At 29.5% G+C, this 16024-nt stretch carries 22 protein-coding genes; 9 read left to right on the plus strand and 13 right to left on the minus strand.

The window, feature by feature from the left end; genetic code table 11:
- Positions 1-3: 3 nt before the first annotated feature.
- The 6 genes from AMN95_RS04920 (at position 4) to AMN95_RS04945 (ending at position 6984) form a co-directional block, all read left to right on the plus strand.
- Entirely contained in the window at positions 4-1164 is a 1161-nt protein-coding gene (locus tag AMN95_RS04920) for a Gfo/Idh/MocA family protein (RefSeq protein ID WP_075522848.1), read from the plus strand.
- A 3-nt stretch (positions 1165-1167) separates the two neighbouring features.
- The gene (locus tag AMN95_RS04925; RefSeq protein ID WP_075522849.1) at positions 1168-2070 is read left to right on the plus strand and encodes an ROK family protein; all 903 of its coding nucleotides are present in this window, start codon (positions 1168-1170) and stop codon (positions 2068-2070) included.
- A gap of 79 nt (positions 2071-2149) precedes the next feature.
- On the plus strand, positions 2150-2998 hold the full coding sequence (locus AMN95_RS04930; RefSeq protein WP_075522850.1) for a fumarylacetoacetate hydrolase family protein: 849 nt from the start codon (positions 2150-2152) through the stop codon (positions 2996-2998).
- Positions 2998-5685 carry a phosphoenolpyruvate carboxylase gene (gene ppc / locus AMN95_RS04935; protein ID WP_075522851.1) on the plus strand — a complete coding sequence of 896 codons (2688 nt, stop codon included), beginning with the start codon at positions 2998-3000 and terminating at the stop codon, positions 5683-5685. Before AMN95_RS04930 ends, ppc begins: the two co-directional genes overlap by 1 nt.
- Positions 5686-6393: a cytochrome c biogenesis CcdA family protein gene (locus tag AMN95_RS04940; protein WP_075522852.1), complete on the plus strand. Its 708-nt coding sequence runs from the start codon at positions 5686-5688 to the stop codon at positions 6391-6393.
- Positions 6394-6402: 9 nt separating this feature from the next.
- Positions 6403-6984, plus strand: a complete 582-nt coding sequence (locus AMN95_RS04945) for an FMN-dependent NADH-azoreductase (protein ID WP_075522853.1) — start codon at positions 6403-6405, stop codon at positions 6982-6984.
- Here AMN95_RS04945 and AMN95_RS04950 read toward each other — a convergent pair.
- On the minus strand, positions 6981-8081 hold the full coding sequence (locus AMN95_RS04950; RefSeq protein WP_075522854.1) for a TauD/TfdA family dioxygenase: 1101 nt from the start codon (positions 8079-8081) through the stop codon (positions 6981-6983). The two genes, AMN95_RS04945 and AMN95_RS04950, sit on opposite strands and share 4 nt — an antisense overlap.
- A 72-nt stretch (positions 8082-8153) precedes the next feature.
- On the opposite strand from AMN95_RS04950, the gene AMN95_RS04955 reads away from it, so the two are divergent.
- Positions 8154-8954 carry an inositol monophosphatase family protein gene (locus AMN95_RS04955; RefSeq protein WP_075522855.1) on the plus strand — a complete coding sequence of 267 codons (801 nt, stop codon included), beginning with the start codon at positions 8154-8156 and terminating at the stop codon, positions 8952-8954.
- Here the strand turns inward: AMN95_RS04955 and AMN95_RS04960 are convergent.
- From AMN95_RS04960 to epsC, 11 genes are all read right to left on the minus strand, one after another.
- Positions 8947-9282, minus strand: coding sequence for a DMT family transporter (locus AMN95_RS04960; RefSeq protein WP_075522856.1), 336 nt, complete (start codon positions 9280-9282; stop codon positions 8947-8949). The two genes, AMN95_RS04955 and AMN95_RS04960, sit on opposite strands and share 8 nt — an antisense overlap.
- Positions 9283-9286: 4 nt before the next feature.
- A complete protein-coding gene (locus AMN95_RS04965) occupies positions 9287-9622 on the minus strand; it encodes a DMT family transporter (RefSeq protein ID WP_075522857.1) in 336 nt (111 codons plus the stop codon).
- A 16-nt stretch (positions 9623-9638) separates the two neighbouring features.
- The gene (locus AMN95_RS04970; protein WP_075522858.1) at positions 9639-9860 is read right to left on the minus strand and encodes a DUF2798 domain-containing protein; all 222 of its coding nucleotides are present in this window, start codon (positions 9858-9860) and stop codon (positions 9639-9641) included.
- Positions 9860-10180, minus strand: coding sequence for a nuclear transport factor 2 family protein (locus AMN95_RS04975; RefSeq protein ID WP_075522859.1), 321 nt, complete (start codon positions 10178-10180; stop codon positions 9860-9862). The genes AMN95_RS04970 and AMN95_RS04975 overlap by 1 nt, the downstream gene beginning before the upstream one ends.
- Positions 10181-10190: 10 nt before the next feature.
- Positions 10191-10607 (minus strand): hypothetical protein, encoded by a 417-nt coding sequence (locus AMN95_RS04980; RefSeq protein WP_075522860.1) that lies wholly within the window; start codon positions 10605-10607, stop codon positions 10191-10193.
- A 9-nt stretch (positions 10608-10616) separates the two neighbouring features.
- Positions 10617-10931 carry a hypothetical protein gene (locus tag AMN95_RS04985; RefSeq protein WP_075522861.1) on the minus strand — a complete coding sequence of 105 codons (315 nt, stop codon included), beginning with the start codon at positions 10929-10931 and terminating at the stop codon, positions 10617-10619.
- Between the two features lie 14 nt (positions 10932-10945).
- The gene (locus AMN95_RS04990; protein WP_075522862.1) at positions 10946-11251 is read right to left on the minus strand and encodes a DUF1330 domain-containing protein; all 306 of its coding nucleotides are present in this window, start codon (positions 11249-11251) and stop codon (positions 10946-10948) included.
- A 12-nt stretch (positions 11252-11263) separates the two neighbouring features.
- Positions 11264-11551 carry a hypothetical protein gene (locus tag AMN95_RS04995; RefSeq protein WP_075522863.1) on the minus strand — a complete coding sequence of 96 codons (288 nt, stop codon included), beginning with the start codon at positions 11549-11551 and terminating at the stop codon, positions 11264-11266.
- Positions 11552-11560: 9 nt separating this feature from the next.
- Positions 11561-11932, minus strand: a complete 372-nt coding sequence (locus AMN95_RS05000) for a hypothetical protein (RefSeq protein ID WP_075522864.1) — start codon at positions 11930-11932, stop codon at positions 11561-11563.
- Between the two features lie 97 nt (positions 11933-12029).
- Positions 12030-13031, minus strand: coding sequence for a cysteine synthase A (locus AMN95_RS05005; RefSeq protein WP_075522865.1), 1002 nt, complete (start codon positions 13029-13031; stop codon positions 12030-12032).
- Positions 13028-13600: a serine O-acetyltransferase EpsC gene (gene epsC, locus AMN95_RS05010; RefSeq protein ID WP_075522866.1), complete on the minus strand. Its 573-nt coding sequence runs from the start codon at positions 13598-13600 to the stop codon at positions 13028-13030. The genes AMN95_RS05005 and epsC overlap by 4 nt, the downstream gene beginning before the upstream one ends.
- An 82-nt stretch (positions 13601-13682) precedes the next feature.
- On the opposite strand from epsC, the gene AMN95_RS05015 reads away from it, so the two are divergent.
- Positions 13683-14093: a VOC family protein gene (locus AMN95_RS05015; protein WP_075522867.1), complete on the plus strand. Its 411-nt coding sequence runs from the start codon at positions 13683-13685 to the stop codon at positions 14091-14093.
- A gap of 11 nt (positions 14094-14104) precedes the next feature.
- Positions 14105-14713, plus strand: coding sequence for a LysE/ArgO family amino acid transporter (locus AMN95_RS05020; protein WP_075522868.1), 609 nt, complete (start codon positions 14105-14107; stop codon positions 14711-14713).
- On the opposite strand, the gene hisD is transcribed toward AMN95_RS05020, so the two are convergent.
- Entirely contained in the window at positions 14706-15992 is a 1287-nt protein-coding gene (gene hisD, locus AMN95_RS05025) for a histidinol dehydrogenase (protein WP_075522869.1), read from the minus strand. The two genes, AMN95_RS05020 and hisD, sit on opposite strands and share 8 nt — an antisense overlap.
- Between the last annotated feature and the right edge of the window lie 32 nt (positions 15993-16024).

Below are 16024 nucleotides of genomic sequence, written 5' to 3' on the forward strand. Positions count from 1 at the left end.
TAAATGAATAAAGTTTTTAAAGTTGGATTGATAGGTTGTGGTCATATAGCTGAAACTTATTTTAGAGCCCATAAGTATTTTAATAACTTCAAAATTATCAAATGTGCAGATGTAAAGAGTGAAGCAGCAAAAAAGTGTGCTAAGACCTATAGAATCCAAGCTGTGCCTGTAAATGAATTATTAAAGGATAAAAGAGTAGAGATCATTTTAAATTTAACACCACCAAAAGTTCATTATCAAATTGCAAAAAAATCTTTATTAAATGGAAAACATGTTTATTCGGAAAAACCTTTGGCTATTAATCTCAAAGATGGAAAAGAATTACTAAAAATTTCAAAAAGAAAAAAATTATATTTAGGAAATGCTCCAGATACATTTTTAGGTGGTGGTAATCAAAAATCTAAAGAATTGTTAGAAAATAAGAACATTGGAAAGGTAAATTTAGGAAATGCAATTTTTGCCTTTCCCGGTGTTCAATCTTATCACCCTAATCCTGAGCCATGGTTTGCTAAAAAAGAAGGGGGACCAGTTATTGATATGGGTCCATATTATCTTACTGCTTTAGTAAATTTACTTGGACCAGCTAAAGAAGTTAAAGCCGCAAGTTTAATGAGAGGAGCTAGTTTTAGAACAATTGGCATTGGACCAAAAAAAGGAAAAAAAATTAAAGTAGAGTGTCCGACAACATATTTCACAACTATAATCTTTAAAAATGGAAGTATTATTAGATTAACTCTTTCTTTTGACGTTATTGCCCATCAAAGAAATCATATAGAACTTTATGGCACTAAAGGATCAATGATCGTCCCTGATCCAAATATGTTTGGTGGATCAGTTTTTGTTTGTAAAAAATTAGGTAATCCTTGGAAAGAATTTAAAACAAATCATATGAAATTAGGAAGAATAAATATCAGAACTCAAAGTTCTAGAGCAAATGAGTCTCCAACTAACGCTAATTATAGAGGAGTAGGGCTAGCAGAAATGGCTTATTGTATTGATAAAAAAAAAATTCACCGATGTAACGGTGAAGTATCTTTACATGTTCTTGATTTAATTCAATCAACTATGAACTCTGCAAAAACTAATAAGGCAGTTAAATTAACTACTTCATGCAAAATACCAAAATTGTTTACCTATAAAGAAATTCAAAAAATAATGAGATAATTTATGCAAATAGGGATTGATCTTGGAGCCAGTAAAATAGAATATGTTTTGTTAGACGATAGCGGTAATGAACATCACAGAGAAAGAATAGAGGTTCCTAAAGATTATAAAAATACTTTAGCAATTATAAAAAAAATAGTAATTGATTTAGAAAAAAAAGCTGGAAAAGAGTTACCTGTAGGTGTTTGTCATCCAGGTATTCATTCTATTCAAACTGGATTAGTTAAAAATGCGCCAAACTCTTTTTGGATTAACGGTAAACCTCTACAGAGAGATTTAAGAGCAGAAATTGGTAAAGAAATTTATTGTGAAAATGACGCTAATTGTTTTGCTCTATCTGAGGCAATCGATGGATCTGGAAAACATTATAAGATTGTTTTTGGAGTAATTTTAGGCTCTGGCGTTGGTGGTGGATTAGTTATTGATAAAAGAATAGTAAATGGACCAAATGGGATAACTGGAGAGTGGGGACATAATCAAATTCCAAGTGTTTGTATTGATGGAATTCAAATAAAAAAAACAAACTTAAGAGCTGGGGAAATTGAAAATTATGTTGCTGGTTTAGGAATTTCTAGAGCATTTAAAGATAAATTTAAAAAAGATTTACCTGCTCAGAAAATTTTTGAAATGCACAGAAAACTTGATTTAGATGCAGAAAAACTAATTGATAATTATAAAGATCAACTAGCGATGTCGTTAGCAACTGTTGTAAATATCATAGACCCAGATGTATTTGTTTTTGGAGGTGGTGTTTCAAATGAAATTGATTTTTTAGATGAGATTAAACAAAAAATGAAAAAATTTGTCGCTGGAAGCGAATTCGAGGGAACATTTTTAAAACCAAAATTTGGAGATGCTAGTGGTGTCAGAGGTGCAGCGAGATTAGCAAGAACAACAAATTACTAAATAAGTTTATTATTTGTATATCATCAAGTTGAAATAATAAATGATTTATCCTATTATTAAATTGAAGGAGTAAAAATCAATGAAATTATGTAGAATTGGTAATATTGGAAATGAAAAACCAGCATTAATCGATAATGAAAATAATTACAGAGATTTATCATCTGTAATAGATGATTTAAATCCAGAGACATTAAATTTTGATACAATTGAAAAAATTAAGAATACTGAAATTTCAGCTTTGCCAAAGTTAGACCCTAATTTAAGAATTGGACCTTGTGTATCTAATCCTTCAAAATTTATTGGTATAGGGCTTAATTTTAAAGACCATGCAGAAGAACAAAATTTACCAATTCCAACTGAACCAATTATTTTTTCAAAATTTACTAGTTGTATTACTGGACCTAACGACCCAATAGAGGTACCTAAAGGTTCAAACCATACTGATTGGGAAGTTGAATTAGGTTTTGTAATAGGAAAAAAAGGAAAAAATATAAGTATTAATAATGCTTTGGAACATGTTCTGGGTTTTTTTCTCGTAAATGATGTAAGTGAGAGAGATTTTCAAAAAAATAGAGGTTTAACTTGGGACAAAGGTAAAGGCTTTGACACTTTTGGTCCTATAGGACCTTATATTCTAACAAAAGATGAACTTCCTGATTTTCAAAAACTAAATATGTTTTTAGACGTTGATGGTAAAAGAATGCAAACTGGAAATACTGAAAAAATGATATTTGATGTCAAAACATTAGTTTCTTACATGAGCTCGTGCATGACTTTACTTCCAGGAGATATTTGTTGTACAGGAACACCACCAGGAGTTGGTGAAAATATGTCTCCCCCACACTTTTTAAAAGGCGGAGAAGAAGTTGTATTAGGAGTTGATAAACTTGGTCAACAAAAACATAAAGTCATACCTTTTAAGGGGTAATGCAAAAAAGAGATTTATATTATGAGAGAATTCCTACAAAACTTCTTAGAGAAGATGTTAAATATTTAGGCAACATATTAGGAAAAGTAATTAAAGAACAAGAAGGAAATAAATTTTTTAAATTAGTTGAAAAAATTAGAAAATTATCAAAAGCTAATAAGAAAAGTTCAAATTTCAATCAATCAAATAAAAAAGTTATCAAATCAATAAAAGCTCTTAGTCCTAAAAATACTTTCAAAGTAACAAGGGCCTTTACTCATTTTATGAATTTTATTAATTTAGCTGAATTAATTGATGCATCCAGGAGTTTAAATGAGTATGAAAATAATAAAAAGAAAATAGCAAATAATAATCTGTTTATAGAGGAAATTTTTGAGAATCTATTTAGAAAAAAAAATATCAAAAAAAACAAAATTTATGATACAGCAAAAAATCTAAATATCGGTATAGTTTTAACTGCACACCCAACTGAAGTTAAAAGAAGAACTATAATACAAAAATACCACACAATTATTGAAATTCTCGAAAAAAGGAATCTTTTCAAAAATTCTCCATCAAAATTAAAGATACTTGATAAAAAATTGTATGATGAACTAACAATAATTTGGAATACAGATGATCTTAAAAGATCGAAACCCTCACCTTACGATGAGGCAAGATGGGGATTGGCAATTATAGAGGAGAGCCTATGGGACACAATTCCAAAGGTATATAGAAAGTTAAATTCTATTTTTGTAAAAAATACAAAAAAAGGTCTTCCTAAAAATTTTAACCCAATAGAATTCGGATCATGGATGGGTGGAGATAGAGATGGAAATCCAAATGTTACAGCATCAGTCACAAAGGAAGTGATATTATTATCTAGATGGGAAGCTGCAAAATTATACGAGAAATCTTTAACAAAAATAATTAGATCTTATTCAATGCAGAAATGTTCAAAAAAAATTCTAAAAAAAGTTGGTAAATCATTCGAACCCTACAGAGTCTTTTTAAGACCATTAAGAGACAAAATGAGAATTACTCATCGCTCTATTGAGCAACATTTAGTTAATAAAAAACATTTAAATTTTAAAGAATTATTAAATTCAAGAGAAGAAATATTAAAACCTTTAAGAGTTGTAAGAGAATCGCTAGAGCAAAATCAAAATGAAAATTTAGCTAGTGGTGAATTATTAGATTTAATGAGGCGAGCTAAATGTTTTGGCATAAATCTGGCCAGGCTTGATATAAGACAAGAGTCTTCAAGACATAGTCAATTAATTTCAGAATTGGTTAAAAAGAAATTTAAAAAAGATTATTTAAAAATGAAAGAAAGTGAAAAAATTCAATTTTTAAAATCAGGATTACTTTCAAAAAAAAATAAAATAAATAATTTTCAATTCAAAAATAAAGAAAATAAAGAAGTTTGGTCAACATTTAAGATTTTAGCTGATGAGCCCTCTGAATGTTTAGGAGCTTATGTTATTTCTATGACAAATTCAGCATCGGATATTTTATCAGTTTCCTTTTTACAAAAAGAAGCAAACATAAAACAAAAACTTAGAGTAGTTCCGTTATTTGAAACTCTAGAAGATTTGATCAACGCTAAGGAGATAATGAAAAGTTTGTTTTCTCAAACTTGGTACAGAAAATTAATAAATTATAAACAAGAAGTAATGATTGGATATTCTGACTCAAGTAAAGATGCTGGAAAAATTTGTGCTAGTTGGCATCAATATAAAGCACAAGAGGAAATAATTAAATTAGGAAAAAGATTTGGTATCAAGATAACTTTTTTTCATGGTAGAGGAGGCTCTGCTGGGCGAGGTGGTGGACCTATTCAAGCAACTTTAAGATCTCAACCTCCAAACTCTGTTAACGGAAAGATAAGAATTACAGACCAAGGAGAGGTAATTCAACAAAAGTATGGTTATGAACCATTAGCTAATTATAATTTGTGTAGTTATATAAGTGCTGTAACTGAGGCTACTTTAAATCCACCTCCAAATCCAAAGATTAGTTGGAGATTATTAATTGAAAAAATGTCTGAGATTTCAAAAAGCTCATACAGAAAAAATATAAATCAAAGTTCAGATTTTATTAAATATTTTAAAACTGTCACACCTCATAGAGCGTTAGGAAAGCTTTCAATAGGTTCCAGACCTTCTAGAAGAAAGAATATTGATAATATCAAAAGTTTAAGAGCTATCCCATGGGTTTTTGCTTGGACACAAATTAGATTGATGTTGCCAGCTTGGCTCGGTAGCGCTGAGGCATTAAGATACTCTCACATAAAGAAATTCAGAAAAACTTTATACGACATGGAAAGAAACTGGCCATTTTTTAATTCAATGCTTGATATGCTAGACATGGTTATTTCTAAAGCAGATCCGGAAATATCTAAAATCTATGAAGAATATTTGGCTGATGAGAATTTAAAAAGAGTGGGTAAAAAATTAAGATTTCAATTTAAAGTAATCAAAGATTTAAATAAAAAAATCACTCCAAAGGAAATCTTAAATTCAAGAAAACAATTTAGAGCAACTGTATTTGTAAGAAATATATACTCTGAGGTTCTAAATATAATTCAGCCAATAGTTATCAAGAAATTAAAGGATAATAAGAATATGAAAAATAAAAAATATTTGAATGATGCGTTATTAACCTCTATAGCAGGTATATCTGCTGCAATGAAAAATACAGGATAAATGATAGAATTTGTGATTGCATTTGGTGCAGGACTTATAAGTTTTTTATCCCCCTGTGTTTTGCCACTAATACCTGGTTATATTTCATATATATCTGGTCAGTCTCTCCAGGAAGTAATTAATTCAAAAAAAATAAATTTTTTTCCATTAATTTTATTTTGTCTTGGCTTTTCAACAGTGTTTATTATTTTAGGTGCCTCAGCATCATTTATAGGACAAGTCCTTTTACAAAATTCAGAAATTTTAAGAATTGTTGCGGGTATAATTATTGTCATTTTTTCTCTTCAATTGATAGGTATAATTAATATTTCTTATCTAAATTTTGAAAAAAGATTCGACGCAAAGGAGTCTAGAAATATCTTATTTCCTTATGTAATAGGTCTTGCCTTTGGATTTGGATGGACACCGTGTATTGGTCCTATTTTAGGATCAATTTTAACTTTAGCTGCAATTGAAGAAACATTAATTAAAGCTGTCTTTTTACTATTAATTTACTCAATTGGTCTTGCGATACCATTTGTAATTTCAGGAGTATTGATACAAAAATTTGTTATTTTTTCAAAAAATTTCAAAAAAAACATTAACTTAGTATCTAAGATTGGTGGAATTATCTTATTAGTGACAGGTATTTTAATACTTACCAATCAACTTCAAATATTAGGATTTTATTTACTTGAATTTTTTCCTTTTTTTCAAAATATAGGCTAATTTGTATAAATGAAAATTTATCAAATAGATTCAAGCGCAAGAAAAGATGGATCGACCTCTAGAGCATTAGCAAAAAAAGTTTTAGAAAAAATTAAAAAACCTGGAGATGAAGTAATTTATAGAGATTTAAATGATGAGATGGTTTTTGTAAGTGGTTTGACTGAGTCTGGAATGAATATTGATCAAAAAGATCAAAATGATAATCATAAAAAAATGTTCAAATTATCTGATCAATTAGTCAAAGAACTTAAAGAAAGTGATGTAATTATTATTTCTGCACCAATTTATAATTATGGTCCTCCTGCTACTTTAAAAGCTTGGTCAGATTTAGCTGCAAGAGTGGGAGAAACTTTTAGGTTTAAACAAAATGGTAGAAGAGAAGGTTTATTAAAAAATAAAAGAGCTTATCTTGTTATTACATCTGGGGGCACAAAACTTAATAGCAGTGAGGATTTTTTGACACCTTGGCTGAAATTTATTCTTAATTTTTTCGGAATTGAAAAAATTGATATTATTTGTGCTGACCAAATGGCATTGGACTACAAGAAATCAATTAAAGAAGCTGAAAAACAAATACAAAATATTTCTTAAAGATTAAATTTTCTCTTTAGATGTTTTAGTTTACCTTCTGTACTATCATAATCTATATAACATCCTTGTAAAAAACGATTACCTTCGTTTGCATCATAAGTAGTTCTACCATGAAGAAGTCGATAATTATCCATCATTAATAAATCACCAGGTTGAAGTTTAAATTCAATTCTATAATCATCAGAATTATAGAGTTCAGATATTTTTTTTCTTGCCGAGTAGTATAATTCTAATTTTTCTTTATCCATAAGAGGCACAAAATCTAATCTTGGACTAAATCTTACTTGCTTAAATTCACCAAACTCATCTAATTGAATCATCTCTGCCCAATTTTCTAATACCACACTTTGATCTATGAATTGAAACCTTACTTTGATTTCACTTAAAATTTTAAAATATTTTGGAAAATCTTTTTTTAATTGTTCTGTAACTGTGAAACCATCAACTAAAGTAGAGTACCCTCCACTAACTTCATTCTCGATACAGTGTAAAATTTGAATACATGGAACAGGATTTCGATAAGGATTGTCTGTATGGGGAGCCAATGGAAGTGAAGTGTAAGCTAAATCATTTGGATTCGGTTTAGATTTAACATTAAAAAATTCTCCAAAGTTGGTTCTTCTAATACTACCTATCGAATTAGCAAAATTTACAATAAAATTATTTTGAGTAGGAACTTTTTTAAATATTACAAAACCATATTGGTAAAAACTCATTAGAGCTTTATACATCTCTTCCTCTTCAAAAAAATTATCGTTAAATTCAAAATTATTAAAATCTTTTAAAGAAGAGTCCCATTTAATTTTGCTTATATATTTTATGTCACTCATATTTGAAAATTCTTTGAGAATATTTTGGATCGCTAATTTTGTTTGTACTCCATCATCAAAAGTTATTTCCAAAAAATCATTGGACAGATTCATTGAATTAATTTGAATATTTTCTTTAAGTTTTGTGGGATCAAATAATCTTTGTTTTGTAGCTTTATCAACAAAACTGTCTCCATTAACTCTTTCTCTTAACCAAAAAGGATGAATTTCTTTTTTTAATCCATTATATTCAAAAAATAGCTTGTTATTTTTTAATTCAATTTTCATAAATTATCTAAATCATTATTTAAAATTTAGCTTTAATCAATAGGAATAAAATAGTATTAGTCCTTTGTACCAATGTTAAAATCTTCAGATTATAAAGCTTATTCAAAATTCATTGAAAGTTTAGCTAAAAAATTAACTAAATTTTATTATACAAAATTAAATAAATCTTTCAAAGTATCTAATAAATTGCAAGGAAGAGGTTATGACCCTGTTACAACTGCTGATAAAGCATTTGAAAAGTTTATAAGAAAAGAAATTAAAAAAAGATTTCCTAATCACCAAGTTATAGGTGAGGAATTTGGTCACAAGAAATCTAAAAGTGAATATTTATGGGTAATTGACCCAATAGATGGAACTAGATCATTTGTTGTAGGTAATCCAACTTGGAGTAACTTGATTTCTCTAAATTATAAAGGAAATCCTATTTTGGGTCTTGCTAATTTTCCGATACTAAAAAAATATTATTTCAATACTTCTTTAACTTCAGCATATGTTTCGGAAAATGGAAAAAAAAGAAGAATTAAAGTTAATAGTAAAGCTACTTTTTCAAATATGAAATTATCAGCAGCTTTTCACGGGAGTTTAACTTTAAACCAACAAAAAAAGATACCACAAATACTTAAGCGAATGCAATTTCCATGTTCAGATGCTTTAAGTTACTCTCATTTTGCAGAAGGTAAAATTGATATTGTTATTCAATGTGGAAATAAGATTTGGGATATTCATGCTTTAATTCCTATAATTAGATCTGCTGGAGGGATAGTTACTACTTGGAAAAATTTTGATGCGAAAAAAGCTGGAAATATAATTTGTTCAGCCAATAAAAGTCTTCACAATAGAATGCTTAAAATTTTAAAACCTGTTTCTAGGTAGTTTTACCAAGTGTGTTGAGCAAAATTACACCAATAACAATTAATGATATTCCAATAACTCCATACAAGTTTGGTATTTGGTTATATTTAAACACTCCAAATAAAGTTACTGCAGTAATAGTTAAACCACCATATGTAGCGTAAGTAAAACCAACTGGAATAATATTCATCGCTTTTGATAAACAAAAAATACATGCTACTATTGAAATTGCACAAAAAATTGTTGGTCCAAGAATTGTAAATCCGTTGGTTGATTTTAAAAAACCATTAGAAGCTATTCCAAGAGTGATAGCTAAAAAAAGAAAAATATATCCTGATAAATTTGTCATGTTTTTATCCTGTTTTACCGAGTAGGTTTACTATCAAAACTCCTGAGATAATCAAAGCTAAACCAATGATAGTAGCAATATCTGGAATTTGATTAAATTTATATATTCCTACAAGTGTAGTAGCAATAATGCATAGACCTGCAAATGAAGCATAAGTTACACTAACTGGAATAGTTTTCATAACTATAGATAATGTAAACATACAGCCAACTATTGTTATTGCTGTTAACAAGCTTGGTATAAATAATGTGAAACCATTTGCACCTTTAGCAAAACCGTTTGCTGCAGTACCTAAAATAACTGCCATTATAAGAACTATATATGCAATTATGTTACTCACTAATTAAAGAATAATATTATTTAGTAATTTTATCTACTAATTTCTTTATTGGCGGTCCAAGAACAAGGGCAGCTATTATTGCTATAGGTAAACTTACTGACCATGCTTTTAAAAATCTATTAATATATTCATTATCCATACCTGTATTTATATATGTAATTATAAGTGTCATGAGTAAACTCATGCCAAAACCCATAATCAAAATGAATATGAAATCAAAATATTTTTTTGGAAACATTATTTAGACATTGGAGTAGCACCAGTTTCTAAACTAGTAATCTTTCCATCTTTATATCTATAAACTGCCATTACAGCTTCTACATTTCCATCATTAAAAGTTACGATTGAATGATGTACTCCAACTTCATCATTTTCATATACTATGCGAGCTTTATCTTGATTTATATCTCCACTCATTGCCCATTTGATTACGTCAGCTTTTCCAAGAGAATTTCCAGATTTATGCATTGTGAATTTAAAATCATCATGTAAAAGCTCATTCATAGTTGCTTCGTCTTTTTTATCTATTGCATCAGTATATCTTTTTAATATCGACATCTTAAACTCATTATGTGTATATCTTATCAGCTAAACCGTAGCATAAAATTGCACTCATAACTGTAAATACAAATGGCGCAATGATACCTTCGTTTGTAGTTTTTTCGTTAACTCCTGTTTTATTTATTTTGATAGAATAAAAATTACATAAAAAAATACATAGATTATTTATAAAAACTAAATTTAAGAATCCCCATGTATTTTCCAAACCTCCAGGTCTTATAAAACCTACGTAGATTGACATTAAAAATACAGCAAGCATAAATGCTCCTGCCATTCTAATCATTATTGCTCCACTTGGATCTATACCAAATCTTTCCATGAAGCTTTTAGTGCCAAAAATAGTTTGAAATGCGTAAACACCAACTCCAATAAAATGAACTAAGTAAATTATTAAATAAAATATCCCATTAAATTTTTCTATCATTTTGTCTCCTTAATCGTTGAATACCATTCTCATTTCGTCTTGTATTGTACCTTCTTTAAAAACACCCTTCATTTTTTTTTGAAGTTCAATAAATTTAGGATCAGCAGACATATTCTGATCATTTTCAAAAGCTTTGTCAGTAAATTGTTCTCCAACTAAAGTTTCTCTAACTGTTCTAGGATTTCCACCAATTTGAAAAGAAAAATAAACTTCATGATCAGGATAATGTTTTTTTCTAACTTCAGCTAAACCTTTAGAGATTTCCATGGCCTCACCAAGTTTATCATCATAAACTCCGATAGTTCTCGTATAGATTGCTTTCATTTTTAATCCTTTTTTTAATAAGAGTCTGACTCTTCACATATTACAATTGTACTTTTTGGATCAGTAGCTTTTCTTCTTTGAACGACAATTTTCTGATGTTCATCTGAATTATACCAGCCTAAAGCTTTATCTTTATTTGGAAATTCAATTACTACTGTAAGGGTAGTTTCTTCTCCTTCTTTGACTAATTTCTCGGGAGTTCTAACTAAAAATTTTCCATCAAAAGGCTTTAAAGTGTCTGCAACTTTACTTGCATATTCTTTTGCAAACATATCTGGGTTTGTAACTGTTGGAACTGCCACTAAATATGCTTTTTTCATTGTCTATTCCTATTATGCGTTATAATCCATTACTTGGTCAGTACACTCAGTAAATTTATGAGGCTCAAAGAAATCATTCATTTGACCTAATTGATTATTGATATCCGCTTCACTGTTAGCTTTCCACCAGCAAAACATTTGCATTGTATCACCTGGGGTGTTCCACGTCATTTGGCATGCTGCCTTATCACTTGTCATTGATTTAACAATATCTTCCATTTTCATTGAAGCTACTGTTTCATTAAATTTTGATTTCATTTCTTTCGATTTGAAAGTGTGAGTTACCATATAGTTTTTCATTTTCTCTCCTTAATATAAAGTTTGAACTACTTTTTTTACTCTTTCAGCTCCATTAGGAACTAAAGCTTCAACAAACGTATGACATTTGTCAGTTTTAGTTTTGTCGTATTTTGAGCCGTAATGTTTATCAACTGCTTTGTTTACTCCAGCATCCCAATCTTTTTCTGGAATACCTATTTCAAGCGCATAGGTTTTTAAAACTTTCACAGTTGAAATTGATTTTTCTTTCATTCCGTACTCAAATTTTTCACCTGATGGAAGAAAGTAGTTGGCCATATAAATACCAACACAATCCCATGCTTTTGATTTATCTTTACCACTCATTTCTGCATTAGCAGATGTAAAGATGAAAAAAGATAAAAATATAATAATTTTTTTCATAATCTCCTGACGTTAAATAATATTAATATAAAAATGTAACTGTAAATAATATTAATATAAAAATGTAACTGTTTTGTTACATGCCTGGTATGCGTTATTATAACCAGCTAGGAATAGGGAGGTTTTTTTCCTTTAAAAAAGATTTATTAAACATCTTTGAGTTGTATTTATCTGATCTATCACAAAGAATTGTGACTATCGTTTTTCCTGGGCCTAGCTCTTTTCCTAATCTAATTGCACCTGCAATATTTACTCCACAACTAGTTCCTAAACTTAACCCCTCATGCTGTATTAAATCATAAAGCACGGGTAATGACTCTTGATCACTGATTGAAAAAGCACCATCAATTTCAGCTTCTGCAAAATTTTTAGTTATTCTACTTGAACCAATTCCTTCTGTAATTGATCCTCCTTCAGCTTTTAACTCACCATTAGCAATATAGTTATATAAAGCAGAGCCAGTTGGATCAGATAAAAAAATTTTAATATCTTTATTTTTTTCTTTTAAATATTTACTTACTCCACCGATGGTTCCCCCTGTTCCAGAAGCACAAACAAAACCATCTACTTTACCATCTGTTTGCTCCCAAATTTCTGGACCTGTGGTTTCGTAGTGTCCCTTAGCATTAGCAGTATTGTCAAATTGATTAGCCCAAACTACACCATTGTTATTTGTACTTTTTAATTCTTCAGCAAGACGGCCTGCAACTTTAACATAATTACCATCATCTTTATATGGCTTAGGTGGAACTAATCTTAAATCTGCACCAATATTTTTTAAAGTATCTTTTTTTTCTTGAGTTTGATTATCGTTCATTACAATTATAGTTTTGTAACCTAAAGAGTTTCCAAGGAGACATAATCCTATACCTGTGTTACCAGCAGTTCCTTCAACAACTATTCCACCTTCAGATATTAACTTTTTTTCTTGAGCATCTTTTATTAATGCGAGTGCCGCTCTATCTTTAACTGATCCACCAGGATTTAAATACTCAGCTTTGCCATAAATATTGCATCCAGTAATTTCTGAGGCTGCTTTTAATTTTATTAAAGGTGTATTCCCGATGGACTCAATAAAATTGTTCTTAATCTGTGTCATTGATCTTTATCTTTATTAGTAACTGCATAAGGCTGAAATCCTTTTGTAGCATCACCAACTCTTGTTGCTGGAATTCCTACCATTATAGATTTCTCTGGTACATTTTTAGTAACCACTGCATTTGCACCAATTAAAGAATTTTTTCCGATAGTTATTGGCCCCAAAATCTGAGCTCCAGATCCAACTACAACGTTATCTTCTAACGTTGGATGTCTTTTAGTATTTCGTTGCTCATTTGTATTTATACTTGGTGTAATTCCACCTAAAGTAACATTATGATAAATAGTAACGTTATTTCCAATTTCAGATGTCTCACCAATGACAACCCCCATACCATGATCTATAAATAAATTTTTACCAATATTTGCTGTTGGATGAATTTCAATTCCTGTTAAGAATCTAGAAAATTGTGAAATAATTCTTGCAATTAAATTAAATTTTGCAGTTGCAAAAAAATTTGCGATTTTATGAAAAAAAATTGCTTTTACACCTGGATAAGTAAGTATTAAACTTATCTTAGATTTTGCCGCAGGATCTCGGTCAATTATAGATTGTAAAAATTCATTCATATTTTTTGAGTTTTCTAACAGTTGATTAAAAAAAGTATATACTTTATATAAGAGACATATTCGTAATTTAAAGAGGGTTAAAATGTACAAAAATACAAATTGTTTTCACTTAGCTATTCCTTGTGGAGACTTAGAAACTGCTAAGAAATTTTATAGTGAAACTCTTGGCTGCAGACTTGATAACGCCGCTCAAGAATGGGCAGATGTTGACTTCTGGGGAAATGAATTAACACTTCATGCCAGTGAACATAAATTAGATAATGAGAGACACGATGTTGATATGGGTAATGTTTCTGTACCTCATTTTGGAATTCATCTATCAAGAAAAGACTTTGATGCTCTTAAAAAAAGGTTAAAAGAAAAGGGTGCAAAATACTACGATGAACCTTATTTAAGATTTAAAGGTACAAAGTATGAGCAAGAGACCTTTTTTGTTAAAGATCCAAACGAAAATATATTAGAGATTAAAACCTTAACGGCTAACGCAGATTAATTAAGCGTTAGATGGAATACCTTGTACTGGGGTTTTTTATTGGGCTTAGTTTGATCTTGGCTATAGGTGCACAGAATATCTTTGTTATTGAACAAGGTTTAAAAAAACAACATATTTTTCTAGTTTGTTTTGTCTGTTCAATATCAGACCTTTTTTTAATATTTCTCGGTATATTTCTTTTTCATCACTTTACTCAGTATTTCAACTCTTCAGTTCAATTAATATTTAATATTCTTTTGGTGATATTTCTTGTTTATTTTATTTACTCTAAAATTAGATCATTAACATCTAAAGCTAATCTTAATAATGAAATTGAGAATATTTCTAAATTTAATATTTTTTTAAAAACTCTTGGTTTTACATATTTAAATCCTCATGTTTATTCAGATACAGTATTTTTTTTAGGAAATTTTTCAAAAAATCTTATCTTAAATCAAAAAATATATTTTGGATTAGGTGCTTCAGTTGCATCTTTCATATTTTTTTTTGTTGTTGGATATCTATCGAAATTTTTATCTCAATATGCTCAAAGTGAAAAAGTTTGGAAAACTATAAATATATTAATAATTAGTTTTATGAGTTTACTTACAATGTTTATTGTTTTGGAAATAGTTAATTAGAGTATCCATATTTCCTTAATCTAACATCACCAGTTCTAGCATGAGCTTCCATACCTTCGTATCTAGAAATTCTTGCTGCTGCAGCACCAACTAACTCTGTAGATTCTTTCGTCATTCTCTGAAAACTTAAAGTTTTTATAAATTTTCCAACAAATAAACCACCTGTATATCTCCCAGCACCTTTTGTAGGGAGTATATGATTTGTTCCAGAGCATTTATCTCCATAGGCTACTGTTGTTTCTTCACCTACAAATAAAGATCCATAATTAGTTAATTTTTCATGAAACCATTTTAAATTTTCTGTTTGTACTTCTAAGTGTTCAGGTGCATATTGATCACTGATTTTAACTAACTCCTCGTTAGTGTCACAAAGAATAACTTCACCATAATCTTTCCATGCAGCTGCAGCATTTGTTCTTGGTACCTCTGGGAGTTCAGCAATTAATTCTGGAACTCTTTTCATCACTCTATCTGCTAGTTCTTTACTTGTTGTGTATAACCAGCATGGAGAATTATAACCATGTTCAGCTTGGCCAACTAAATCAACAGCAACTATTTCAGGATCTGCTTTTGCATCAGCAATGATCCCAATTTCAGTTGGTCCTGCAAATAAATCTATACCAACTTTTCCAAAAAGAATTCTTTTCGCTTCAGCTACAAACTGATTTCCAGGACCTACAATTATATCTGCAGGTGGATTTTTAAATAACCCATTAGTCATAGCGGCAATAGCAGGTACACCACCTAAATTTAAAATCACATCAGCACCACAAAGATTAGCTGTATAAACAATTGTGGGATGAGCACCAACACCTTCTTTAGGAGGACTGCAAGCAATAATATTTTTTACTCCAGCCACTTTAGCTGTTGTTACACTCATTACTGCCGAAGCAATGTGAGCATATCTTCCACCTGGTATATAACAACCAGCGGTATTTACTGGAACTAATTTTTGACCAGCATACAAACCTTCAGACAACTCAACTTCAAAGTCTTGTCCATAATTTTTTAATTGAGCTTCAGCAAATTTTTTTACTCTTTCATAAGAAAACTGGATATCATCTTTAGTTTTTTGATCTAAAGTTTTTTTAATTTCCTCAATTCTTTCTTTTGATACGATAATTTCACCATCATATTTATCAAATTTTTTTGTTAAATCGATACATCCTTGTTCTTTAGTGTTTTCTATATCTTTTAATAAATCTTGAACAATACCAGTTGTTTTTGTGTCATCAGTTGATGATGTTTTTGGAGATTTTTTTAAATATGTGATTGGCATTATATTCTTTGTTTAATGATCATTTATTTAAG

Source organism: Candidatus Pelagibacter communis, assembly GCF_001180185.1.
GTDB classification, from domain to species: domain Bacteria; phylum Pseudomonadota; class Alphaproteobacteria; order Pelagibacterales; family Pelagibacteraceae; genus Pelagibacter; species Pelagibacter ubique_F.

What these genes read in the sequence shown, in the direction of transcription:
- AMN95_RS05005 (WP_075522865.1), bottom strand. Translation starts at nt 13,031, where the DNA reads ATGACACAGATTAAGAACAATTTTATTGAGTCCATCGGGAATACACCT.
- hisD (WP_075522869.1), bottom strand. Translation starts at nt 15,992, where the DNA reads ATGCCAATCACATATTTAAAAAAATCTCCAAAAACATCATCAACTGAT.
- ppc (WP_075522851.1), top strand. Translation starts at nt 2,998, where the DNA reads ATGCAAAAAAGAGATTTATATTATGAGAGAATTCCTACAAAACTTCTT.
- AMN95_RS04920 (WP_075522848.1), top strand. Translation starts at nt 4, where the DNA reads ATGAATAAAGTTTTTAAAGTTGGATTGATAGGTTGTGGTCATATAGCT.
- AMN95_RS04945 (WP_075522853.1), top strand. Translation starts at nt 6,403, where the DNA reads ATGAAAATTTATCAAATAGATTCAAGCGCAAGAAAAGATGGATCGACC.
- AMN95_RS04985 (WP_075522861.1), bottom strand. Translation starts at nt 10,931, where the DNA reads ATGAAAGCAATCTATACGAGAACTATCGGAGTTTATGATGATAAACTT.
- AMN95_RS04930 (WP_075522850.1), top strand. Translation starts at nt 2,150, where the DNA reads ATGAAATTATGTAGAATTGGTAATATTGGAAATGAAAAACCAGCATTA.
- AMN95_RS04925 (WP_075522849.1), top strand. Translation starts at nt 1,168, where the DNA reads ATGCAAATAGGGATTGATCTTGGAGCCAGTAAAATAGAATATGTTTTG.
- AMN95_RS04995 (WP_075522863.1), bottom strand. Translation starts at nt 11,551, where the DNA reads ATGAAAAACTATATGGTAACTCACACTTTCAAATCGAAAGAAATGAAA.
- AMN95_RS05000 (WP_075522864.1), bottom strand. Translation starts at nt 11,932, where the DNA reads ATGAAAAAAATTATTATATTTTTATCTTTTTTCATCTTTACATCTGCT.
- AMN95_RS05015 (WP_075522867.1), top strand. Translation starts at nt 13,683, where the DNA reads ATGTACAAAAATACAAATTGTTTTCACTTAGCTATTCCTTGTGGAGAC.
- AMN95_RS04960 (WP_075522856.1), bottom strand. Translation starts at nt 9,282, where the DNA reads ATGACAAATTTATCAGGATATATTTTTCTTTTTTTAGCTATCACTCTT.
- AMN95_RS04940 (WP_075522852.1), top strand. Translation starts at nt 5,686, where the DNA reads ATGATAGAATTTGTGATTGCATTTGGTGCAGGACTTATAAGTTTTTTA.
- AMN95_RS04970 (WP_075522858.1), bottom strand. Translation starts at nt 9,860, where the DNA reads ATGTTTCCAAAAAAATATTTTGATTTCATATTCATTTTGATTATGGGT.
- AMN95_RS04975 (WP_075522859.1), bottom strand. Translation starts at nt 10,180, where the DNA reads ATGTCGATATTAAAAAGATATACTGATGCAATAGATAAAAAAGACGAA.
- epsC (WP_075522866.1), bottom strand. Translation starts at nt 13,600, where the DNA reads ATGAATGAATTTTTACAATCTATAATTGACCGAGATCCTGCGGCAAAA.
- AMN95_RS05020 (WP_075522868.1), top strand. Translation starts at nt 14,105, where the DNA reads ATGGAATACCTTGTACTGGGGTTTTTTATTGGGCTTAGTTTGATCTTG.
- AMN95_RS04980 (WP_075522860.1), bottom strand. Translation starts at nt 10,607, where the DNA reads ATGATAGAAAAATTTAATGGGATATTTTATTTAATAATTTACTTAGTT.
- AMN95_RS04950 (WP_075522854.1), bottom strand. Translation starts at nt 8,081, where the DNA reads ATGAAAATTGAATTAAAAAATAACAAGCTATTTTTTGAATATAATGGA.
- AMN95_RS04990 (WP_075522862.1), bottom strand. Translation starts at nt 11,251, where the DNA reads ATGAAAAAAGCATATTTAGTGGCAGTTCCAACAGTTACAAACCCAGAT.
- AMN95_RS04955 (WP_075522855.1), top strand. Translation starts at nt 8,154, where the DNA reads ATGTTAAAATCTTCAGATTATAAAGCTTATTCAAAATTCATTGAAAGT.